This window comes from Rhizobium sp. BR 317 (genome assembly GCF_047445835.1).
In the GTDB taxonomy this organism is placed as follows: Bacteria; Pseudomonadota; Alphaproteobacteria; order Rhizobiales; family Rhizobiaceae; genus Rhizobium; species Rhizobium paranaense.
Genome location: NZ_JARWLB010000015.1, coordinates 65,727 through 88,289 on the forward strand (window position 1 = coordinate 65,727; position 22,563 = coordinate 88,289).

The 22,563-nt window shown below is 60.4% G+C and carries 23 protein-coding genes; 13 read left to right on the forward strand and 10 right to left on the reverse strand.

Features of this window, described 5'->3' with window-relative positions; translation table 11 throughout:
* Positions 1–27 precede the first annotated feature (27 nt).
* A complete protein-coding gene (locus QD357_RS21910) occupies positions 28–411 on the forward strand; it encodes a VOC family protein (RefSeq protein WP_107107103.1) in 384 nt (127 codons plus the stop codon).
* A gap of 41 nt (positions 412–452) precedes the next feature.
* Here the strand turns inward: QD357_RS21910 and QD357_RS21915 are convergent, their stop codons facing one another.
* Positions 453–1,877, reverse strand: coding sequence for an MFS transporter (locus QD357_RS21915; protein ID WP_414125024.1), 1,425 nt, complete (start codon positions 1,875–1,877; stop codon positions 453–455).
* A gap of 339 nt (positions 1,878–2,216) precedes the next feature.
* Here QD357_RS21915 and QD357_RS21920 point away from each other — a divergent pair, with 339 nt between their 5' ends.
* Complete coding sequence (locus QD357_RS21920) at positions 2,217–3,092, forward strand: MBL fold metallo-hydrolase (RefSeq protein WP_107107240.1); 876 nt, start codon at positions 2,217–2,219, stop codon at positions 3,090–3,092.
* Positions 3,093–3,107: 15 nt separating this feature from the next.
* On the opposite strand, the gene QD357_RS21925 is transcribed toward QD357_RS21920, so the two are convergent.
* Positions 3,108–4,154, reverse strand: coding sequence for an alpha/beta hydrolase family protein (locus QD357_RS21925; protein WP_107107241.1), 1,047 nt, complete (start codon positions 4,152–4,154; stop codon positions 3,108–3,110).
* A gap of 119 nt (positions 4,155–4,273) precedes the next feature.
* A complete protein-coding gene (locus QD357_RS21930) occupies positions 4,274–5,305 on the reverse strand; it encodes a helix-turn-helix domain-containing protein (protein ID WP_107107105.1) in 1,032 nt (343 codons plus the stop codon).
* Positions 5,306–5,478: 173 nt separating this feature from the next.
* On the opposite strand from QD357_RS21930, the gene guaB reads away from it, so the two are divergent.
* From guaB to QD357_RS21960, 6 genes are all read left to right on the forward strand, one after another.
* Positions 5,479–6,963: an IMP dehydrogenase gene (guaB, locus tag QD357_RS21935; RefSeq protein ID WP_414125025.1), complete on the forward strand. Its 1,485-nt coding sequence runs from the start codon at positions 5,479–5,481 to the stop codon at positions 6,961–6,963.
* Positions 6,964–6,966: 3 nt separating this feature from the next.
* Positions 6,967–7,557, forward strand: a complete 591-nt coding sequence (locus tag QD357_RS21940) for a hypothetical protein (protein ID WP_107107107.1) — start codon at positions 6,967–6,969, stop codon at positions 7,555–7,557.
* Positions 7,558–7,702: 145 nt separating this feature from the next.
* Positions 7,703–8,125: an MAPEG family protein gene (locus tag QD357_RS21945; RefSeq protein WP_107107108.1), complete on the forward strand. Its 423-nt coding sequence runs from the start codon at positions 7,703–7,705 to the stop codon at positions 8,123–8,125.
* Positions 8,126–8,273: 148 nt separating this feature from the next.
* Positions 8,274–9,155 (forward strand): dienelactone hydrolase family protein, encoded by an 882-nt coding sequence (locus QD357_RS21950; RefSeq protein WP_181316007.1) that lies wholly within the window; start codon positions 8,274–8,276, stop codon positions 9,153–9,155.
* A 191-nt stretch (positions 9,156–9,346) separates the two neighbouring features.
* The gene (locus QD357_RS21955) at positions 9,347–10,000 is read left to right on the forward strand and encodes a TetR/AcrR family transcriptional regulator (protein WP_107107109.1); all 654 of its coding nucleotides are present in this window, start codon (positions 9,347–9,349) and stop codon (positions 9,998–10,000) included.
* Positions 10,001–10,059: 59 nt separating this feature from the next.
* Positions 10,060–10,611 carry an alpha/beta fold hydrolase gene (locus QD357_RS21960; protein WP_414125026.1) on the forward strand — a complete coding sequence of 184 codons (552 nt, stop codon included), beginning with the start codon at positions 10,060–10,062 and terminating at the stop codon, positions 10,609–10,611.
* 33 nt (positions 10,612–10,644) lie between these two features.
* Here the strand turns inward: QD357_RS21960 and QD357_RS21965 are convergent, their stop codons facing one another.
* The gene (locus tag QD357_RS21965; RefSeq protein WP_107107111.1) at positions 10,645–11,598 is read right to left on the reverse strand and encodes a LysR substrate-binding domain-containing protein; all 954 of its coding nucleotides are present in this window, start codon (positions 11,596–11,598) and stop codon (positions 10,645–10,647) included.
* Positions 11,599–11,797: 199 nt separating this feature from the next.
* Between QD357_RS21965 and QD357_RS21970 the strand changes: the two genes are divergently transcribed.
* Together QD357_RS21970 and QD357_RS21975 are read left to right on the forward strand one after the other, a co-directional pair.
* Positions 11,798–12,097: a DUF1127 domain-containing protein gene (locus QD357_RS21970; protein WP_107107112.1), complete on the forward strand. Its 300-nt coding sequence runs from the start codon at positions 11,798–11,800 to the stop codon at positions 12,095–12,097.
* Between the two features lie 177 nt (positions 12,098–12,274).
* Entirely contained in the window at positions 12,275–12,841 is a 567-nt protein-coding gene (locus QD357_RS21975) for a dienelactone hydrolase family protein (protein WP_107107113.1), read from the forward strand.
* Between the two features lie 29 nt (positions 12,842–12,870).
* Here QD357_RS21975 and QD357_RS21980 read toward each other — a convergent pair whose 3' ends face one another.
* The 3 genes from QD357_RS21980 to QD357_RS21990 all read right to left on the reverse strand — a co-directional run bounded on the left by QD357_RS21980 (position 12,871) and on the right by QD357_RS21990 (position 16,283).
* Positions 12,871–13,749: an aldo/keto reductase family oxidoreductase gene (locus tag QD357_RS21980; protein WP_107107114.1), complete on the reverse strand. Its 879-nt coding sequence runs from the start codon at positions 13,747–13,749 to the stop codon at positions 12,871–12,873.
* Positions 13,750–13,899: 150 nt separating this feature from the next.
* The gene (locus tag QD357_RS21985; RefSeq protein ID WP_107107115.1) at positions 13,900–14,775 is read right to left on the reverse strand and encodes a DUF937 domain-containing protein; all 876 of its coding nucleotides are present in this window, start codon (positions 14,773–14,775) and stop codon (positions 13,900–13,902) included.
* Positions 14,776–14,909: 134 nt separating this feature from the next.
* Positions 14,910–16,283: a glutamate--cysteine ligase gene (locus QD357_RS21990; RefSeq protein WP_107107116.1), complete on the reverse strand. Its 1,374-nt coding sequence runs from the start codon at positions 16,281–16,283 to the stop codon at positions 14,910–14,912.
* 244 nt (positions 16,284–16,527) lie between these two features.
* Between QD357_RS21990 and QD357_RS21995 the strand changes: the two genes are divergently transcribed.
* A complete protein-coding gene (locus tag QD357_RS21995; RefSeq protein ID WP_107107117.1) occupies positions 16,528–17,139 on the forward strand; it encodes a LysE family translocator in 612 nt (203 codons plus the stop codon).
* Between the two features lie 41 nt (positions 17,140–17,180).
* On the opposite strand, the gene QD357_RS22000 is transcribed toward QD357_RS21995, so the two are convergent.
* The 3 genes from QD357_RS22000 to QD357_RS22010 all read right to left on the reverse strand — a co-directional run bounded on the left by QD357_RS22000 (position 17,181) and on the right by QD357_RS22010 (position 20,061).
* Positions 17,181–17,918, reverse strand: a complete 738-nt coding sequence (locus QD357_RS22000; RefSeq protein WP_107107118.1) for a 16S rRNA (uracil(1498)-N(3))-methyltransferase — start codon at positions 17,916–17,918, stop codon at positions 17,181–17,183.
* A gap of 10 nt (positions 17,919–17,928) precedes the next feature.
* Entirely contained in the window at positions 17,929–19,464 is a 1,536-nt protein-coding gene (locus tag QD357_RS22005; protein ID WP_414125027.1) for an inorganic phosphate transporter, read from the reverse strand.
* 99 nt (positions 19,465–19,563) lie between these two features.
* Positions 19,564–20,061, reverse strand: coding sequence for an NUDIX hydrolase (locus QD357_RS22010; protein WP_181316009.1), 498 nt, complete (start codon positions 20,059–20,061; stop codon positions 19,564–19,566).
* 265 nt (positions 20,062–20,326) lie between these two features.
* On the opposite strand from QD357_RS22010, the gene QD357_RS22015 reads away from it, so the two are divergent.
* Together QD357_RS22015 and QD357_RS22020 are read left to right on the forward strand one after the other, a co-directional pair.
* A complete protein-coding gene (locus QD357_RS22015; protein WP_107107120.1) occupies positions 20,327–21,250 on the forward strand; it encodes a LysR substrate-binding domain-containing protein in 924 nt (307 codons plus the stop codon).
* Positions 21,251–21,362: 112 nt separating this feature from the next.
* Complete coding sequence (locus QD357_RS22020) at positions 21,363–22,526, forward strand: adenosylhomocysteinase (RefSeq protein ID WP_107107121.1); 1,164 nt, start codon at positions 21,363–21,365, stop codon at positions 22,524–22,526.
* Positions 22,527–22,563 lie beyond the last annotated feature (37 nt).

Here is a 22,563-nt window from a genome sequence, read left to right on the forward strand (position 1 = left end):
CCATCGGCAGCAGGCAGCGCATTCTTCATGCTTCTCTACGTCACTCTCGGCTCGAACGATATTCCGCGTGCACGCAGCTTCTATGACGCGGTTCTGCCGGTCATCGGCTACCGGCGCCAACGCGAATCGGATGAGGAAATCGGCTATGCGGCCGATGGCGATACACGATGCCGTTTCTGGGTCGTGGTTCCCTACAATCACCGCAAGGCCACGATCGGCAACGGCTCCATGGTGGCTCTCCACGCAGAAAGCCGCGCCGATGTCGACGCCTTTTATGCCGCAGCCCTTGCCCATGGCGGCACCGATGAGGGTAAGCCGGGCCTGCGCTCTTTCCATGCCAATTTCTATGCGGCCTACGTGCGCGATCCCGACGGCAACAAGCTCAGCGCCGTCTGCGAGCGGCCTGAGTAGGTTTTTTGCCTTCTCCTCGCTGGGGAGAAGGTAGGATCGCATCATTTCACCATCGGCACCTGCGGCTGCGTCGCGGCCACGCGCTTCAGGCTGGCCTTGTGGCCGGAGACCAAGGCGCCGGCGCTGCGGTCCATGCGGATAAACGGGATGGTGGCAAGCACGGTCAGGACCGAGATGCAGAAGAAGGCGATGTGGAAATCGCGGACCTGCAGCTCCGTGCCGTTGAAGAAGGTCGACGTTTCCAGGATCATGGCGGCGACAGCAACGCCGAGCGCCAGGCTGATCTGCTGCATGACCGAGCTCATCGATGTGGCCTGACTTGCCTCTTTGTCGCTGATATCGGCGTAGGCGAGCGCATTGATCCCCGTGAAGAAGAACGAGCGTGAGAAACCGCCGATCAGCAGCACGCCGATGATGATGAGATGCGGCGTCCAGGGCTGGAACAGGCCGGTGCAGATCGTCGTCAGCGTCGTGATGCCTGCCGCCGACAGCAGCGCCGTCTTGAAGCCGACGGCAGTGAAGACGCGGCGGGCGATGAACTTGGTACTGATGGCGCCGATAGCACCGGCGAAGGTGATGAGGCCCGATTGGAACGGATTGAGGCCGAAGCCGAGCTGCAGCATCAGCGGCGTCAGGAACGGCATGGCGCCGATGCAGATGCGAAACAGCGTGCCGCCCGTGACGGAAGCGCGGAAGGTGGCATTCTTCAGAAGCGACAGGTTGAGGATCGGCGCCGGATGGCGGCGGGCATGGCCGACGTAAAGGAAGCCGCAGAGGAAGCCGATAGCGATGGCCGATATGCCGATGAACGGCGGCAGGGCCGGCAAGCTGATGACCGACATACCGAAGACGACGCCGGCGGCGGCGAAGGATGTCAGCAGGAAGCCGATGAAATCAAGTTTCGGCGGCATGGTCGCCTCGACATCCGGCAGGAAGATCGATGACAGGATGACGCCGAGAACGCCGACGGGCACATTGATCAGGAAGATCCAGTGCCAGGATGCGTAAGTGGTGATGAAACCGCCGAGCGGCGGCCCGGCGAGAGGACCGACGAGGGCGGGAATGGAAAGCAGCGCCATGGCCGAGACCAGATCGCTTTTCTGCGTCGTGCGCACCAGCACAAGGCGCCTGACCGGCGTCATCATCGAGCCGCCAAGACCTTGCAGGAAGCGGGCGGCGACGAATTCCAGGAGGCCGCCCGAGAAGGCGCACATGATCGAACCGATGACGAAGACGCAGATGGCGAGCCGGAAGATGTTCTTCGCGCCGAAGCGATCCGCCATCCAGCCGCTGATCGGAATGAACACCGCCAACGACACCATATAGGATGTCAGCGCCAGTTTCAGCGTGATCGGACCAACATGGAGATCCGCCGCGATGGCCGGCAAGGCGGTCGCAATCACGGTGGAATCCATCTGCTCCATGAAAAGCGCGACGGCAAGGATCAGGGGAACGATGCGATTCATAGGCATATGCCTTGGGTGAGTCGTGTCTTCGGGGAAGGGGTCCGCATGAGACGGGCACCCGCTCTGTAGTCCTATGTGCGGCCTCTGCCAATCTCCGATTCCGCCCTTTGGCTTCCTGGAGATCACGTCTTGGTGATGCCGTTGCCGCACGGTATAGGCTACCAAGTTCGACATATGCTAAACGCATAGAAATGCTAAGCGCATAAAACGTCGTTTGGCGTATTAGCGGATTTGGATCGAGATGTCATGGCGAATTATCGGCCATGAAAGCTCGTATTGCCGCCGCCGAAGACGGTGACAGGCGCAGCTTACGCTGCCACCATTGGAGAAAATGAGATCATGACAGCCGTTGTTCTGCCGCCCGAGACCCATCAGTTCAAGCTGGGGTCCTGCACCATCACCGTTGTCAAGGATGGCGCAAGCATTCTGGATAATCCCTGGGAAACCTTCGGGTCGAACCAGGCTCCGGAAACGGTGCGGAAGCTTCTGGCGCAGAACTTCCTGCCGACCGAAAAGCTAGTCAACAGCTATGCACCTGCGATCATCGATACCGGTTCAGACGTGATCGTCGTCGACACCGGCTTTGGCGCTGCCGGCCGCCCCCGCGGTTTGGGCCGCTTTCGCGAAGGCCTGAAGGCTGTCGGCTACACGCCGGAGCAGGTGACCGTCGTCGCCCTGACACATCTGCATGGCGACCATATCAACGGCCTGATGGAGGACGGCGCTCCGGCCTTCCCGAATGCGCGCTATGTCACAGGCGCGATCGAATATGAGTTCTGGACTGACAAGTCACGCGAAGGAACGCCCGCCGAAGGCGGTCACAAAGCCGTGCTAGCCAATGTCGTGCCCTTTGCCGAAAAGATGACTTTCCTCAGAGATGGCGATCAGATMGTCAGCGGCATGACCGCCATGCTCGCTCCCGGCCACACGCCCGGTCATCTCGTCTTCCATCTCGAATCGGACGGCAAGCAGCTGGTCATGACCGGCGATACGGCCAATCACTACATCCTCTCGCTCGGACGTCCGGATTGGGAAGTACGTTTTGATATCGATAAGGCGCAGGCCGCCAAGACCCGCCGCCGCATCTTCGACATGATCGCCACGGACCGCATCCCTTTCCTCGGCTTCCACATGCCATTCCCCGCCGTCGGCTTCGTCGAGAAGCAGCCGGAAGGGCTCCGCTATGTCCCGAAAACCTATCAGTTCGATTTGTGAAACGACTGCGCGGCTTTACGGGTCTGTCTTTAGCGCGTGGCTGAAAGCAACGGTGGTCATGTCAATCAGTTGCGCATGAATCTCGTTTCGTGACCGCCCTCCGCCGTCTGTACAGATTGGATCACCGATCTTTTCAGATGCCGCGATCTCTGACGCACCGGGTTTGCATTCGGCAAACATGCTGTAATGGCTCGCATCCCCGATCGCCGTATAACTCGCCGTTGGAATGGCTTTCGCCACCTCGGAAGCCTCTGCTGTCGGCGGAATTTTCCCTGGCTGACCGAGATTTACGATGTCGACCGGGATAGAAATGCCAGAAAAACTTTTGAATTCGAAGATATCGATCGGGGCAGGATCGATCGCCATTGCGAAGCGAATGCGCTTGTCTTCATTGTCGCGACCGGCGGATTGTAAATTCATGGTGTGAAGATCAACGCCGCTTTGCCTGACCCACTCGCAAAGAGAGGAATTGAGCGCGTCCGTATCGCAATAGCTTGCCAGGAGTTTTGGGTCTATGCGGGCACCCGCTATTGCCAAAGCCGTGTTGCCACCCATGGAAAGACCGAGCGCACCGATCTTGCCTTGGTCAAGGTGGGCTTTGAAAAACGAATCCGTCTCCATTGCATTCAAGGTTTCGGTGAGATCGCCAGGTCGCAACCAGATCTTCATCGTTTCGGCTGCGGACCTGTTCTCACCCGAATTTCCCGGATGCGTCGGACCTGCCACCACGAAGCCCTGCTGAGCCAAGGGCGTTGCAATCCAACTCATAGCTTGCGGGTTTCCGGCCAGGCCAGCACCATGGGAAAGAAGGATGAGCGGAAATTTTCCGTCGGAGATTGGCGCATCGCGCATGGCCGGCGTTCCTGCAAAGAACACGCTCTCGCCAAGCACGACGGGCTCACCACCCGACTTTGCCGGGTACCAAACTGTTACGTTGAGATTGTTGCCGCGTTCTTTGGATGGCACCACGATTTGATGTACACCAACGTATTCGTTGGCGCCGGCTGCGTGTTGCATCATCATGGGGATTGCAACAACGCAAAGCATGGCCCGGACTCTCATCGAAATCTCCTTTGTGAGCGCTTTCATAGCGTCACCAAGGGCGGCTTCGGCCCTGATCTCGACCTCGAACACGTTTCTGGTCGTACCGAATCGCGATCTTGTACGTCAGGATGGCCGGCTCAGGTGGGATTTGGCCGGGTCTGTCGCCACTGCACCGGTGTCATGTCAGTCACTCGGCGGAATTCGCGATTAAAATTGGATTTGGTCTGGAAACCGACTTCAAACATCACCTCGGTTACGGATTTGTCCGTGTCGGCAAGTAGCCGGCATGCATCGGCGATGCGGAAATCGTTGACGAACTGGGAAACGTTCTTGCCGGTGGTGCGATTGATCGCCGTCGAAATCTGCCGGGCCGGAAGGACAGCTTTGCGCGCCAGGCGATCGAGATTGAGATCTGGGTCGCGGTAGACCCGCTTTGTCTCCATCAGAGACCGAATTGCGCCGAGTGTTTCTTTGTCGGTCGGCTCGTCGACAGGAGGCTTCACGTCGTCGGTTTCGGCGGGTGCCCGGCCGCGTACGGCCACGGCGCTGGCGATCGACAGTATGATCAGCGCGAGGAGGTTGCCGATCGCCACCATGGCTGGGGCATGCCTGCCCTGGGTCCAGGAAAAATCCAGGAACACCAACAGATCCAGGGCGGCCGACAGAAGTAGCGTCACAGCGGCGAAAATCAGCGCCCGATAGACTGATGTCGCACTCTCGAACGGGGTTCGCCTCAGAGCGTCTGGTCCTGATCGCATCAAAAGCAGGATCGCTCCGGCATACCCGATGAAGATTGCAGGCAGCACCACGTCAATCGCACTTCGCCAGACAGTCATCAGCAAAACGACAAGGATGGCAGGGATCGCATGCAGGCCGAGACGGGCGCCGGAGGAGACGCCGCTTTTCTGGACCAGCTTGGCTACACCGCAATAGACCAATGGTGGCACGAGGGCGGCGCCCACCGGGGCGACATACATCACTTCCTCGATGCCGTATCCCCAGCGCAACCCTGAGAGAAAGGCTTGGAAAGCGCTCAGCAGGATCAATACAAGAAAGGGGGCGTTAGGTGCTCTCCCAATCGACGCTGACTCATCGCTGCTTTTCATCACTGTGACGAACAAGATGAGGAGCAGGATGGCGACGACAAAGGAAAGCGGGATGAATGGCATCCGGTCATCTCTTTCTGAAAGCGTTGGCATCTTGGCCGGGCGCGTTTTCCCTATTCCCTTCCTGTCATAGACGTGTTACCAGCCCTCGCCAACTTCCAAGCAACACTTGCAAGATCGCCCGGTAGACGATTCGTTCCGGGCTTTCCTGTTTTTCACAGACGAAGGAATTGGCCATGGCACGCATCATTGAAACGTCAACCGGGTTGGATGCTCTGACATTCGACGACGTGCTCCTGCAGCCGGGGCACTCCGAGGTCATGCCGGGCCAGACGAATATCGCCACCCGCATCGCCCAGGACATCGAACTCAACCTGCCGATCCTCTCCGCTGCCATGGACACGGTGACGGAAAGCCGTCTCGCTATCGCCATGGCCCAGGCCGGCGGCATGGGCGTTATCCACCGCAATCTGACGCCGATCGAACAGGCGGAAGAGGTCCGGCAGGTCAAGAAGTTMGAAAGCGGCATGGTGGTCAATCCGGTCACGATCGGCCCCGATGCGACGCTTGCCGAAGCACTCAGCCTGATGAAGGCGCACGGCATTTCCGGCATCCCGGTCGTCGAAAAGTMGCACCGCCTCGTCGGCATCCTCACCAACCGCGACGTCCGCTTCGCCTCCGATCCTTCGCAAAAGATCTACGAGCTGATGACCCGCGAAAACCTGGTCACGGTCAAGGACGGCGTCCAGCAGCAGGAGGCCAAGCGCCTGCTGCACAAGCACCGCATCGAAAAGCTGCTGGTCATCGATGGCGATAGCCGTCTTGTCGGCCTGATCACGGTCAAGGATATCGAGAAGTCGCAGCTCAACCCGCACGCCTCGAAGGATGCGCAGGGCCGCCTTCGCGCCGCTGCCGCCATCAGCGTCGGTGACGACGGCTATGAGCGCGCCGAGCGCCTGATCGAGGCCGGCGTCGACCTTTTGGTTGTCGATACCGCCCATGGCCATTCGCAGCGTGTTCTCGACGCTGTCACGCGCGTCAAGAAGCTCTCCAATTCCGTCCGCGTCATGGCCGGCAATGTCGCCACCTATGACGGCACGCGGGCGCTGATCGATGCCGGTGCGGATGCCGTCAAGGTTGGCATCGGCCCGGGTTCCATCTGCACGACCCGTATCGTCGCCGGCGTCGGTGTGCCGCAACTTGCCGCCATCATGTCGGCAGTTCAGGCCGCGCAGGACCAGAACATCCCGGTCATCGCCGATGGCGGCATCAAGTTCTCGGGCGACCTCGCTAAGGCGATCGCCGCCGGCGCATCGGCCGCCATGGTCGGCTCGCTTCTCGCCGGCACGGATGAAAGCCCGGGCGAGGTCTATCTCTACCAGGGCCGCTCCTTCAAGGCCTATCGCGGCATGGGCTCCGTCGGCGCCATGGCGCGCGGCTCGGCCGATCGCTACTTCCAGGCCGAGGTGCGCGACACCCTGAAGCTGGTGCCGGAAGGCATCGAAGGCCAAGTGCCCTACAAGGGCTCTGTCTCGGGCGTGCTGCATCAGCTCGCGGGCGGCCTCAAGGCTGCCATGGGCTATGTCGGCGGCGCCGATCTCAAGGAGTTCCAGGAGCGCGCCACCTTCGTACGCATCTCCGGCGCGGGCCTGCGCGAAAGCCATGCCCACGACGTCACGATCACGCGCGAAAGCCCGAACTATCCGGGCGCTGGCGGCTGATCGATGGCCGATCACGCTCAGGGTGACGTCAGGTCCTTGCAGGGCCTGACGGCGATCCTTGCGGCTCTTTCCCTGGCGCTTTTTGCCTGGATCTATGCCGGCTTCGTGAGAGCCTTCAGGGATGCCGCGGCCGGCGAGCAGATGCTCGATGCGCGCATCGGCGGCTATGAGCGCGATGATGTCATCGCCATGCAGCGCTACCTCAAGGATCATCCCGATCCGGCCGCTATCCTGCATTCCATGTATCTCGGGCCGGAACTCATCTTTCCGCTGGTGCTGGCCGGTCTGCTCTTTTGCCTGTTGCGGCTGGTTGGCCCCGGCGGCACTTTCTTCAAGCGGCCGATCTCGCCTGCGGTGATTGCCCTGATCTTTTGCCTGCCGGTCTTCTACGGCGTCATGGACTATGCCGAAAATATCGCCGGCCTGTTGCTCTATCCGCCGGCCGCGCCATCGGATGCCACAGTGACGTTGCTCGCCGGCCTGCTGCCGATCGTCGTGCGGCTAAAGTTCCTCTCGCTGGTCATCACTATCATTCTACTGGCCCGTTTCGCGATTCTTCGCTACCTGTCTGCGGACGGTTCCAAGCCGTCCTGAGCGGGCGTTCTGCCGTTCAGCAATCCCTAGAGCGGTTTCAGCGTTTCACGGAATCGCTTTCCCGCTCTATCCCTTTGTTTTTACGCAATTCCGGACGGAAAGCCGCTTCGCCCTTTTCCGGGAATTGCTCTAAGGAGTTGGCGGCGTGACCGGCTATGAAATGTTCTGGCCCATGGTGGCCCATGCGGTGCTTGTCTATATTCTCTATGCGCTGCTAGGCCTGCGCCGCCAAAGTGCGGTGAAAGCGGGCAAGATCAAACGCTCGCAGTTTCGCGAGAACCATGCCGCCGATGAGCCGGCCGAAAGCCTGGTTGTGCGCAACAGCATCGCCAATCAGTTCGAACTCCCCGTCCTTTTCCATGCCTGCTCGATCGCGCTGTTCGTCGCCCAAGCCGATAATCTGCCTGCGGTCATCCTGGCCTGGATCTTCGTCGCCTCGCGCTATGCTCATGCCTATGTCCATGTCACCAGCAACGATCTGCGCTACCGCAGCCCGCTCTTCGCGCTCGGCTATATTGCCCTTGCCGGCATGTGGGCCTGGCTTGCCGTCTGGATGGTGTTCTCCTGATCGGACTTGCATTGTCGCGGAAAGCAACCTGCGATAACGTATTTGTGTTCTTCCTTGACCCTCGTACCTCGCTCCGCTGACCTATCTTGTCCTCGGAAGCCGAGCCTTGGGACGCTGGCTGCCGGGGAAAGATAAGGAGGAACACACCATGAGCATAGATAAGCCCATCGTGACGCAGGCGATGATCAATGCCTATGACGAATACACGCATCTGACGCTCGATCGCCGTGGTTTCATGGAAAAGCTGACGAAGCTCGCAGGCTCGGCGGGGGCCGCAGCCGTGATCGCGCCGTTGCTTGCGGCCAACAAGGCAAGCGCCGAGATCATTGCCGCCGATGATAGCCGTCTGGAGACGAAAGACGTCACCTATGCTGGCAACGGCGGTGAAATGAAGGGCTATCTCGCCCGACCTAAGGGCGAGGGCGAAAAGCTCGGCGGCGTGATCGTCATTCATGAAAATCGTGGCCTCAACCCGCATATCCGCGATGTCGCCCGCCGCATGGCGTTGGAAGGTTTCATCGCCCTGGCGCCGGACTTCCTGTCGCCGCTCGGCGGAACGCCGGAAAATGAGGACAAGGCGCGCGAGATGTTCACCAAACTCGACGCCGCGCAAACGGTTGCCAATGCCGAAGCAAGCCTAACCTATCTCGCCAAGCTCGACGGCTCCAGCGGCAAGGTCGGCGCGGTCGGCTTCTGCTGGGGCGGCGGTGTCATCAACCGTTTCGCCACCAAATCACCGGAGCTGAAGGCCGGCGTTGCCTATTACGGCATGCAGCCCGCCGCGGCCGATGTGCCCGACATCAAAGCCGCCCTGATGCTGCATTATGCCGGCCTCGACGATCGCACCAATGCCGGCATCGACGCCTATCGGAAAGAGCTGCAGGCCGGCGGCAAGACCTTCGAAATCTTCGTCTATGACGGCGCCAACCACGCGTTCAACAATGACACCTCGGCTGCCCGCTACGACAAGAAGGCCGCCGATCTCGCCTGGGGCCGGACGGTTGATTTCCTGAAAAAGTATCTAGCCTAGAGCGCGGGTAGCAAGGACTGGACGTGACAACGGCGGAAGGTATCCTCCAGCCGTTGTTGCTCTATTGCGACCTTAACAATACTTAACACTTAAAATTGAACTTTTCCCTTTTACGCGCATTGAATATGCCTATGACATAAGCTGCCTTACGCCCCGGCGTCGCTCCGAGTGAACAATAAAATGGGAAATTCATGAGCCCGGACAAACCCGACCGCATCAAATTCCGCAAGGAGCCCCAGCAGGAACGCAGCATCCACCGTGTCGATGTCATCTTATCGGCTGCCGCGCGACTAATCGCCGAAAAAGGCGTCAGCGCCATGAAGATGACGGAACTCGCCGCGGTGGCGGGCGTGCCGATTGGTTCCGTGTACCAATATTTTCCTGAGAAAGCTGCGATCGTCACTGCGCTGTTCGACCGCCACGCCGTTCTCGTCCAGGAAAAGACGGCGGAAGTCTTCGTCGCCGTCAAATCCCTCGATCATGCCATCGATCTCGTCTGCGGCATGGTCGACTGGTACTATCGCGAATTCCGCGGCGATCCGACCTATATGGGCGTGTGGCTGGGGACGGAGATGGATCAGGATCTTATGAAGCTGAACATTCAGCACAGCAATCGCGTCGCCGAAATCTTCTTGCAGGGCATCGAAGCCCACATTCCCGCCGACAGTCAAATAGACCTGCAGGCTCGCGCCCAATTCTTCAGCCACCTCATCGGCGCCTCCGTCCGCCTCGCGATCATGAGCGAGAGGAGCCTTGCCATCCGCATGCTCAATGAATGGAAACAGGTGATCCGCACGACGCTGTTTGCCGAGCCGAGCAGCGTGGCAATCGGCAACAGGCACTAGGTGCGCCTAGAACAGCGCTGGTCTTGCACCGGTCTCTATCCATAGAATAAAATGCCTCCATGGCTAAGCAGGTCCTCTTCGTTCAAGGAGCCGGCGAAGGCGCTCACGCCCGCTGGGACAGCAAGCTTGTGGCGTGCCTTGAGCGCGAACTCGGCGAAACCTATGCCGTCCGCTATCCCCAAATGCCCGGCGAGGACGATCCCCACTATTCGGCTTGGAGGGCTGCGCTGATAAGGGAGTTCGGTTCGCTGGAGGACGGGGTGCTCCTCGTCGGCCACTCGATCGGCGGGACTATTTTGCTCCATGTGCTTGCCGAACATCCACCGAAAGCCGGGCTCGGAGGGCTGTTTATCATCGCTGCACCCTTCATCGGTGAAGGTGGCTGGCCGAGCGATGACATCGATGGTCGCAAGGACTTTTCAGAACGCCTTCCGCCCAGCGTTCCCATCTATTTCTATCATGGCGCTGATGACGACGTGGTGCCGACTGCCCATGTTCAGCTCTATGCGAAAGCAATTCCGCACGCTGTGATCCGCGTGTTCGACCACAGGGATCACCAGCTCAACAACGATATGAGCGACGTCGCGCGAGACATCCGTTCCATGGGCTAAGCCGAGCGCAGGGTTCGCGCCCGACTTCTGAAATCACCAACCCGGCAGGATATGCCCCGCGCGCAGGCGCGGATGGTAGCGCGCGAAGGTCTTTACATCGCCGTCGAGATCGTCGTCGACCACAGCCGGCGTGATGTTGTCGAGGCACGCGGAGATGTGGGCGGTGATAGCGTTCATCAGCGATACCGAGAGGCCCGGCCGCTTCATGATGCCGATCTGCACTGGCGGCAGTGGCGGGAAGCCATCCGCCTGGCTCAGCACCTTCATGCCGGTGCGGAGCGCCGATTCCGGCATGACCGATACCGCCATGCCGGCAAGCACCGCAGCGGCAACCACCGTGCAGGACCAACTGGTGAACAGGATCTGGTAGTCGCGGCCGCCGGCGTCGAGTGCTGCGCAGGCAAGCTGCCGCCACTGACAGTCGCGCCGCCCGACGGCGAGCGGAATCGGCGCATCGTCGCGCAGTGGATGATTGGCCGAACCGACCCAGCAGAGCGGCTCGGTGCGCACGACATCGGACATTCTTTCGCGCGGATTGTGGGTGACCAGCGCGATATCGAGCTCGCCGCGATGCATGCGTTCGGCGAGATCGACCGAGGGTTCGCAGACGATATAGAGCTCGACGTTCGGATGCGTCTTGGCGAAGCGGCCGATGATTTCTGGCATGTAGCGATCGGCATAATCGTCTGGCGTGCCGATGCGCAGCGTGCCTTCCAGCCTGTTGTCGTCGAAGGCGGCAATCGCCTCATTGTTCAGGCGGATGATGCGGCGCGCATAGTTGAGCAGCTTTTCGCCTTCCGCCGTCAGCCGGTTGCCACGGCCGTCCTTGATGAAAAGCTGTTTGCCGACGCGTTCCTCCAGCCGGCGCATCTGCATGGAGACCGCCGACTGCGTCTTGAAGACCCGGTCGGCGGCCTTGGTGAAGCTGCCCGAATCCACGATGGCGATGAAGGTCTGCAACTGATCGATATCAAGCGGCGCGGCCATGATCTCACCTATAAAGGAGTTTGATAATTATCATTAGAAACATTCGTTGGACTGATCAATAGGGCTTTGGCATCTTCCTAATGCAAATCAGCATACCAATCGACAGAACTCCTGCCGAATTCCTCCCAAACCACGCTCCTTCTCCGGACTTCCGGGAAGGGGCTTGGCCAGCGTGTGCCTGAAAGAAAGGACCATTGAAATGCGCACGACAGATCGGACACTACATCTCGGCCACGCAAGGCCGTCGTTGCCCTTGACGGCACGTCTGACGCTTGCTTTCGATAAGATGGCATCCGTCTGGCGAGCACTCCGCAACCGCCGCGAGATCAATTATCTGCATGAGCTGAATGACAGCCAATTGAAGGACATCGGCTTGACCCGCCTCGACGTCACGGCGGCGCTCAATACTTCGACCTTCTTCGAGGACCCGTCCAGCCATCTGACCAACTCTGCGCGTCGCCGTACGCGCTCCTTCGGCCTTACCAGCTTCCGTCTTTGAGGCCGACTAAACGTTTCCCCGCAGGGTGATAGCCAATAAGCCCTGCCTCTTACCCGGTGTTCGGTTCCCAACCGACACCGGGTTTTTTCTTTTTGGGAGACGAAGGACGGCCGGGAAATTGCCATGTCTTTCAAATGCCTTATGTTAGCACCTGGCTGAGATGCGAGGTCTGTGACAATGGCGACGGTGATCCTCTTCCATTCCGTTTATGGGTTGAGTCCTCTCGAACTGGACGCTGTCGAGCGCTTGCAGGCGGCGGGTCACAAGGCGTTCGCGCCCGATCTTTATGATGGTTGGGTTGCAAGCTCGATCGACGAAGGCTTCGAACTGAAGGATGAGATCGGTTGGCCGACCATCTGCGAGCGGGCGGAATGGGCGATGGCCGGCCTGCCGCCATCAACGGTCCTGGGTGGATTTTCCATGGGCGCGGCGGTTGCGGCAAGTCTTTGGCCGAAGCGGCCCCAGACCGCCGGCGTGCTCTTCCTTCACAGCATTGCCCAAATCCCGGAAAACCCTCGTGAGGGCTTGCCCGTGCAGGTCCATCTTGCCGATCCGGATCGTTTCGAGCCTGCGGAAGATGTCGCCGCATGGCGATCGGCAGCCGTACGGTCGAAGATCGCAGCCGATGTCTTTACCTATCCAGGCGCCGGACACCTCTATACCGACGCCAGCCTGCCCGATTACGATGCCAAGGCGACCGATCTCACATGGAGCCGCGTCATCCGCTTTCTCGACGCTCTCTAAAGTTCCCTTCCAAGAGCGGGCATATCAGTTCAGTCGGCGCTGGCGTCTGCGATCCGGTCGAGCTCCGCGATCTCGTGATCGGGCAGCCCGAGCCCGGCGGCGGCAAGGTTCTGCTGCAGGTGCTCGATAGAGGAGGTGCCGGGGATCAGCAGGATGTTCGGGGCACGATGTAGGAGCCAGGCGAGCGCCACCTGCATGGGCGTGGCACCGAGGCGGGCGGCGACATCCGAGAGGGTGGAGGATTGCAACGGGGTGAACCCGCCAAGCGGAAAGAACGGCACATAGGCGATCCCGTCGCGGGCAAGCTCATCTATCAGGGCGTCGTCGGCCCGATGCGCCAGATTATATTGGTTTTGCACGCAGACGATCTTGGCGATCCTCCGGCCTTCCGCCACCTGTTTGGCCGTGACGTTGCTCAGCCCGATATGACGGATCAGGCCCTGCCGCTGCAGGTCAGCCAGGATCGTCAAAGGCGCTTCGATCGACCCTTCGGTGGGATGATGTGGATTGAGCATGATGCGAAGGTTGACGACGTCGAGCACGTCCAGACCAAGATTGCGGAGATTGTCGTGCACGGCCTGGATCAGCTCTTCGCGGGAGAAGGCCGGAAGCCATGACGCGTCAGTGCCGCGGCGGGCGCCGATCTTGGTGACGATGACGAGATCGTCGCTGTAAGGATGGAGCGCCTCGCGGATCAGCCGGTTGGTGACATGTGGACCATAGAAATCGCTGGTGTCGATATGGTCGACGCCGGCCGCAACCGCTGCCCGCAGCACCGCGATGGCTGTATCATGATCCCTTGGCGGGCCGAACACACCGGGACCTGCGAGCTGCATGGCGCCGTAGCCGAGCCGTTTGACGCGGCGATCGCCGAGGGTAAAGCTGCTGGATTGATCGATGTTGGACATGACTATCTCCTTTGAAGATGAAATAGAGATAGAGGCCGTCGGAGTGTATGAAAACGGGGTGTAATCCGCACGGGTTGTGCGGAATCACGAACAGTCGACTTGTTGGCAAAATCGCGCGGACCGGCTCGCGGCTCGGGAAATATGTCCCGGTCAGCCCTTTTTCGGAGCGGGCTTATCGCCCGTCGGCATATAACTATCGAAGATCGATTCCATGTTCTTCTGATAGCTCTTCTGCACTTCCAGGCCGCTGTCGAACATGGCGTTGAACATCTCGGTATAGGCGGCCATATCGACACCAGGCGCAGCGGCGGGTTTGGCTTTCGGTGCTTCCTTCGGCGGCTCGGCGGGCATGGGGAAGTTGCGCATCATATCCTGGAACGCCTTGGCGAAGGGATTGTCGAGGAAAGGATTGGCAGCAGCGGGCTTTTCGCGCTCGACCGGCTGCGTGCCGAACATCAGTTCCATCGCCTGGGTGAACGGGTTATCGAAGATGCTCGCCTGCGGCGTCGGCTGCTGTTTCGGCGCAAAGCCGATGGTCTGCAGCCAATTCTGCATCATCTCGCCCATTGCGGTGTTGAGGAAAGGATTGGCCATCTGAGGCATCTGGCCGCTGGTTTCCTTGAACAGGCCGCCCATCAGCGTATCGGCCATGACGGGCAGCATGCGCTGGTAGATTTCCTGGCCGATGCCGGTCATCTGCGCTGCTTGCGCGGCAATGGCGCGAGACATGTCCTTGGAGCCGAACAGACGGGCCAGTACGGTATTGCCGTCGGCAATGCCCTCGGGCGTGAAGGCCTTGCTCATATCCTCGAAATATTTGGCATAGTTGCCGGAGGTGATGTCCTGCATCACGCCCATAAAATTATAGGGGTTCGTCGCGCTGCGCTTGAACCCCGAGGAAAAGGCGGGCATCAGCGCCGCCATGGCTTTCGTCGCCTGTTCCTGCGCGAGGTTGAACTGCTTGGCCATCGCCTCCGTGGCAGCACCGTTCTGTGCCTGCATCATCATGTCGAAGAGTGGCAGCATCGAAGTTCCTTTCCCCGCAATCATGCCGCTTTGGAATCAGAAAGCGTGCAATTCTGGTAGTATAGCGGGAAAAAAAACGGCGCATACCGGTTTCTGACAGTGTGCGCCGCAACAATCCAGGCCGAAGCCGGCTGTCAGTATTGATATTCCTCGAAGACCGGCTCGACCGATCCATTCCAGCGGCCGTGATAGAGCATCAGCAGATCGTCGGCGAGCGTTCCCTTCTTGGCGAGCACTTCGTCGAGCGGCGCCAGGAAGACGCTTTCGTCCTGGCCGTCGCCATTCACACGGGCGCGGTTCTTCAGGCCATCGCGGGAAATGCCGACAACCTCGCGCGCCACGTCGAGCAGCTTATGGCCCTTGATGTCCGCCTTCAGGCCCTGCACCGGCACGATATCGCGCAGTGCGTTGACCTCATCGAAGGTCCAATCCTTGGTCAACTCGTCGGCCGCGGCAAGTGCAGCGTCGTCATAGAGCAGGCCGACCCAGAAGGCCGGCAGTGCACAGATGCGGCGCCAGGGGCCGCCGTCCGCACCGCGCATCTCCAGGAAGCGCTTGAGGCGCACATCGGGGAAGAGGGTGGAGAGATGGTTCGTCCAGTCGCCCATCGTCGGCTCCCAGGCGGCGATCTCGCCCTTCAGCGCGCCATTCATGAACTGGCGGAAAGTGACGTGAGTGCAGTCGTGATAACGGCCGTCGCGGACGACGAAATACATGGGAACGTCGAGTGCCCACTTCACATAGTCTTCAAAGCCGAAATCGTCGCGGAAGGTGAAGTCGAGCAGGCCGCTGCGGCGGTTGTCGGTATCGCGCCAGATGTCGCCGCGCCAGGAGGAGAGGCCGTTCGGCTTGCCTTCGGTAAAGGGCGAGGAGGCAAACAACGCGGTCGCCAGCGATTGCAGCTTCATCGACACGCGCATCTTGCGGCGCATGTCGTCTTCCGAAGAGAAGTCGAGGTTCACCTGGATGGTGCAGGTGCGGTACATCATGTCGAGGCCCTTTGTGCCAACCTTTGGCATATAGCGGCTCATGATGTCGTAACGCGATTTCGGCATGCGCGGCGTCTCGGCCAGCGTCCATTTCGGGCTGCCGCCGATGCCGAGGAAGCGGATGCCCATCGGCTCGGCGATTTCGCGCAATGTCGCCAGATGCTGGTTCGATTCCTTGCAGGTCTGATGAATGGTTTCGAGCGGCGCGCCCGACAGTTCGAACTGGCCGCCGGGTTCGATCGAGATCGCGCCCATACCGGTCGGCTCGCCCAGCCCGATAATGTTGTCGCCATCCATGATCGGCTCCCAGTGGGACTTTTCCTGCAGGCCCTTCAAGAGCGCGGAAATGCTGGCATCGCCGAAATAAGGCACAGGGCGGTTGTCGGCCCGGAAGAACACGAATTTTTCGTGTTCCGTGCCGATGCGGAATTGCTCGTTCGGCTTGCTGCCGGCCGCCAAATAGGCCGTCATGTCCGAGACCGAAGAGAGCGGAGTCTGGTCGGTGGTATCGCGCGCCATGGTATTACCTTGATCTCGGAAGGAGGCCCGCGCAAGCCGCAAGCCAATAGGAAGCGTGATTGACGCGGAATGAGGTACGGTGCAAGTGAATTTCTTTCAAGAGCAGTTCAAAAAAATAGGATTTGGGACCTGGAAGCGACGCTGTAGTGGCGGCTGATGCCTGCACGCTTGCACAAGCGTTCAAGACGCCCAACCGGCGTTCGAAATAGTCTTGCCGTTCCACTGATGACGGAAGGGCATATCGATGTTCGAGCAGACCGTATTTTATCCGATCCTGACGCTGCTTCTGGCATCTCTGGTCATCATGGGCAGCCCCGGTCCATCCACCATCAGCGCCACGGCGGTTGGCGCCGCCTATGGTTTCCGTAGGTCGATCGGCTACGTCTGCGGGCTCATCGCCGGTACGGTTGTCGTGCTGCTGGCTGTTGCGGTCGGCGTCGTCGCAATCCTGTTGTCAGTGCCGTACGGCGCGTCGGCGCTTACCGCCGTCTCTACAGCCTATATCGCCTACCTGGCCTTGAGGATCGCCACGGCTCCGCCGCTCGCTGGCCGCGGTGATCAAGTCGCGACGCCCGCCTTTACCGGCGGTTTCCTATTGGCGGTCACCAATCCCAAGGCCTATCTGGCGATCGCTGCCGTCTTCGCGGGGGTCAGCCTTTTCAAGGATCAGCGCACGCTGGATGCGGTCATCAAGATAACGCTGCTCAGCGGGATGATTGTCGTCATTCACCTATGCTGGCTTCTGGTCGGGACCTCGCTGTCCCGCTTCCTCCAGAACCCAACCATTTCGCGCATCGTAAACGTTGCCCTGGCGGCTATGCTGGTCATCACGACCGCGCTCGCGCTAGCGGGTTGAAAAACAGACGGCGCACGTTCACAGTCATACAGGCGAGCGAGCTAGTTCCAGTCGCCAATCGCCGCTTGAATGACGGCCATGGCCGCCACCGCTGCCGTATCGGCGCGCAATATCCGTGGCCCCAAGGGAATGGCGGTGACGAAATCGAGGCTGTGCAGCAGAGCGCGTTCCTCTTCCGAAAACCCGCCCTCCGGACCGACCAGCAGCGCCAGATGTTTCTCTTTGACCTTTGCCAGGAGCGGCAGAGGGTTCTGGCCGGCATCGCCTTCGTCGCAATAGATGATGCGGCGCTCCTTCGGCCAGCGTGCCAGGAGATCGGCAAGCCTTACGGGCTCCGCCACGTCGGGGACGCCGAGAATGCCGCATTGCTCGGCCGCCTCGATGACATTGGCCTTGAGCTTGTCGAGATTGGTGATCTTGCCCTGCACGTGCTGCGTCATCACCGGCTGCAGTAGGCCGGCGCCCATCTCCACCGCCTTCTGCACGAGATAGTCGAGCCGTCCGACCTTCAGCGGCGCGAAGAGATAGTGCAGATCGGAAGGGGCGGGCTGCGGCCGCGTCTCCTCGTTAGGCGTCAGCAGGATGCGCTTGCGGGAGGGAAAGGAGACGCTGGCTTTCCATTCGCCGTCACGGCCGTTGAAGATCAACAGCTCGGCGCCGTCCTCCATGCGCAGCACATTGGCGAGATAGTTGAATTGATCGCGATCGGCCTCGATGCCGATATTCGCTTTGATATCCGAAACCACGAACAGCCGCTGCATGCGGAAATTGGCGCGCATGGGTAATCCCTTAAATGAAGAGCGCGACCATAGCCCAATATACCGCGGCTGCAAGCATGGCCGAGACCGGCACGGTGATGGCCCAGGCGGCGATGATGGTCATGAAATGCGAGCGGCGTACGAGGCGTCGGCGATGGATTTCGTCCGGATTGTGCTCGTCGGCTTCCACCATCTCGGCCCATGTTATGCCTGAAGCCTCGGCTTTCATCCGCATATAGGCGAGGCGGCGCTTCGAGTGGCTGGTGTACCATTCGCGGAAGAAGCCGACGCCGAAGACCGCGCCGATGGCGATATGGGTGGAGCTGACGGGAAGGCCGAACCAGGAGGCGACGATGACGGTGAGAGCCGCCGAGAGCGCCACGCAATAGGCCCGCATCGGATTGAGCTTGGTGATCTGCTCGCCGACGAGGCGGATGAGGCGCGGACCGTAAAGCAGCACCCCGACGGAAATGCCGCAGCCGCCGATCAGTACGACCCAATAGGGCGCGGTATATCCCGCTGCACCGCCAACGACACTGAGACTGCTTCCCAGGCTGACGCTGCGTATGATCGCCGCCAGCGGGCCGATGGCGTTGGCGACGTCGTTGGCGCCATGCGCAAAGGACATCAGCGCCGCCGAACAGATCAGCGGCAGGCGGAACAGCTTACGCAGCGAGCTATTCTTGTTTTCGCAACCGACAGACTGCGCCGCCACCAGCGGCCTGGCAGCAAACCAGATCGCCAAACCGACTACGACGCCGATCGCGATGGTCGAGAAGCCCGCGACGGTGTCTTTGGGCGCKAGTTGCAGAACCAGATAAGCGGTAAAGGCGCCGGCCATCAGGCCGATCAGAATGGGAATCCAGTATTTGGCGGCCGCGATCTTGTCGTTGCGATAGATGATGAAGGTCTTGATGAAAAACAGAATGCCGGCGGCGATCGTGCCGCCGAGGAAAGGGGTGACGACCCAGCCGGCGGAGATGGCTCCCAATACGCGCCAATTGACCATCTCCGGCCCGACGGCAGCAGCCCCTGCGCCGACGACGGCGCCGACGATCGTGTGCGTGGTCGAAACCGGTGCTTTCAGCCAAGTCGCGAAGTTGATCCAGAGCGCGGCGGCCAGCAGTGCCGCCATCATCAGCCAGGCGAGCTTGCCGCTGGTGATGATGCGGTCGGTATCGATGATATGCGAGGAGATGGTCTTGATGACCGGTCCGCCCGCGATGACGGCGCCGAGAATTTCGAAGATCGCCGCCATGACCAGGGCCTGCGTCATGGTGATGGCACGCGCCCCCACCGCCGCGCCGACATTGTTGGCGACGTCCTTGGCGCCGATATTCATGGCCATGTAGCCGGCGAGTGCCACGGCGGCGATTGCCAGCGTCGCGCCCGGCTGGTTCAGCACGTTGATGCCGGCGAAGATCATTGCAAGGCCAAGGAAGACCAGGCCGATACCGGGAGCGACCAGCCGTTTCGTGACATGATAGGCCGCATCCTCGACATAGGTGAGTTTGTCGAGATCCTTGTCTAGCGTCCTTTTTGTCAGTTTCGCCGGTCGGTCGGGCATGCCATTCTCTGAGTCGAAATATATAATTTTACGCTGCCCGGCAGGCCGCGCAATGTCTGGTAATTATTTCAGTATAGTGTGATGGGAGTATGTTACGGCCTATTTGGCCGCTGCTGTCACAAGTCTTGTCGTCATCCGCAGCTCGAAGGCGAGGATGATGTCGCGCAACTCCGGCTCACGGACGCGTTTGACCGCTTCATTGCAGGAAACCCACTCGATCGTGCGCTCGCCCTTTTCCTTGAAATTCTTGGCGAGATCGCTGACGTCGAGCGCATAGACCTGAACCCGGCAAGGCACCTGGATGCCGTCCTTCAGCACCTTGTCGTAGCTGAAGGCGCCAAGCGGATCGGTTTCCACGGTGCCGCGTACGCCGGCCTCTTCGAAGGCTTCCCGGGCGGCCACTTCATGCGACAGCTTGCCCGGCATCGGCCAGCCCTTGGGAATGACCCAGCGGCCGGTATCGCGGCTGGTCAGCAGCAGCACTTCCAACTCATCCGTCTTCTTTCTCACTCGATAGCAGAGCGCTGCATATTGCTGTCGCGGCGGGCGCCGAAACATGAGCTGCACATCATTTGCGATACGGGCGAGAATGGCCAAGGGTCGGGTCACCTTTAAAAGTTCGAGTTTAGAATCAGTCTCATATTAGCATTACATGGAAAAATTGTGCATTCCATATGACTTTATATGGTATTTCCACACACTTTCGTTCAGTGCTCAATAGATAAAAATGTGAGGAAGCGGTCTCTGATATTCGCCAGCGACTATGCTGATAGCGACATCGAATGCTTTCAATATGCCGCAGATAGCGCAGTCACCCTATACCTTCTTCCTATCTTACCGGAAAATAAGCTAAATCTCCGTTATGTCCGAACGTTCTCCGCTGCTACGCCTTCCGCCGATGAACGCACTGCGCGCCTTTGATGCCGTTGCCCGTCGTGGTAGCATTTTAAAAGCGGCTGACGAACTGGGCGTCGCGCGTGGCGCCGTACGCCAGCAACTTGCCGTGCTTGAAACATTTTTCGGTATAATTTTGTTCCAACGCGATGGCCGCCGCCTCGTCCTGACGAAGAAGGGCAGGGCCTTCGCCGACTCAGTCGGAATCGCTTTCGGCATCTTGGCGCGAGCTTCGGCCGAGCTTGTGGCCGGTGAGCGCCGGACACTGCGCCTCGGCGTCCCTTCCGCCTTCGCCGTCTGGTGGCTGATGCCGCGTGTTGCGGATTTGCAAGCAGCGCTTCCCGACGTCGATGTCGATATCATCCCGATGGCGGTGGTTGAGCCACTGGAGCGCCATCCCGATCTCGACGCCGTGATCATGGGCGGAGAATATCGGCCAACGCCTGACATCACTGCTATCCGTTTCATGGAAGACGAATTCGGCCCGGTGGCGACGCCGGACCTCGCCGCCCGTCTCGGCCTTGCCGCAGGGGTGGAGGCCCTTGCGACCGCCGTCGCCCTCACCAGCCGTTCCGCCCCCCGCCTATGGGATGATTGGTTTGCCGAGAGCGGCCACGCGCCCATCCGCTTCGCCCGTACTCGCGAATTCGAGGATCTGCTTCTGGCGATCGGCGCCGCCCGCTCCGGCGTCGGCGTCGCCATCGTCCCACGCACGGCCATCGGTGACGATATCGATCGCGGCCTGCTGGTGGCGCCCTTTGGCTTCATCCAAAGACCCGCCGGATACAGCCTCAGCATCCGCAGCGGCGATGCGAAGGACGCGGCTTTTGTCAGGCTGGCCGATTGGCTAGTCAAGGCAGGCGCTGAGCCTATCCCGCCAAGGGCGAGATAAGCCTCGTGCCTATGGCACTTTTTCTGCCCTATCGCTCATTTTAATGTCCATAGACGGCCTGTCATTTCCTATGTGAGATCAAGGCATGACAGACCGCCGCCAGGAGTGCGTTATGGACCAGCCTTCCTCTCTTTCCCGCATTGATTGGGTTGCCCGAAGCTGCCGACTGCTGGCGGCGACGGCAGCGGAATTCCGCGAGACCAGACCCTTTGACGGTCTGACGATCGGAACCGGCATTCACCTCGAGCCGAAGACGGTGGCGCTGTTGACGACGCTGCGGGCCGGCGGCGCACGCCTCGTCTGCACCGGCAATCTCAACAGCACCCAGCCGGAAACCGTCTCTTATTTGCGAGCGCAGGGCATCGCCGTTTTCGCCACCCAGACCACCGATGCCGCCGAGCACGGCGCCAGCCTCGATGCCATCCTGGCGGAAAAGCCGGATCTGCTGCTCGATAATGGCGGCGATCTCTTTGCGCGCGCCGCCGAAAGGCCCTATGCCAACCTCTTGGGCGGCACCGAAGAGACGACCTCGGGCCGCACGCGGTTGCTGCAGATGCGCGACAGGCTGGCCATGCCGATCCTCGTCATCAATGACAGTCCGATCAAGCAGTTCGCCGAAAACAAGCACGCGGTCGGCCAAAGCCTGTTCGAGAGCTATCTACGCTTCACCAACCGCTCCACCAACGGCAAGCGCGTCACCGTCTTCGGCTATGGCGCCTGCGGCAAGGGCACGGCGGCCTGTTTCCGCAACGCTTATGCGACGGTCAGCGTGGTCGACATCGATCCCGTGACGACGCTGGAGGCGCATCTGGACGGCTTCGTCACGCCGCTGCGCGCCGAGGCGATCCGCTCCGCCGATATCCTCATTACTGTCACCGGCTATCCCGGTATCGTGACCACGGCGGACCTGCCGCTGATCAAGGATGGCGCGATCCTGATGAACGGCGGCCATTTCCCGCATGAGATCGATGTCGCCGCCTTCCGAAACAGTCCGGATGTTGCAGGCATCGATCGCTATGAGGCCGAGCATATCGAGACCATCCGCATGCGGGACGGACGCTCTTTCCACATCCTCGGCGCCGGCCACATGGCCAACCTCGCCGGCCCGCGCCCGCTCGGCAATACCGTTGAATCCATGGATCTCGGCTTTGCGCTGCAATCCCGCTGCCTGGAGCGTGTGGCAAAGGGCGGTCTCGGCAAAGAGTCCTGCGTCATTCCCGTACCGGCGGATATCGACGCCATGGTGGCATCGGCCTATCTCGATCTGGCGAGATGAGCCCGAAGCCGATCCCGCCCTTGGCGAGTGGGAAAGC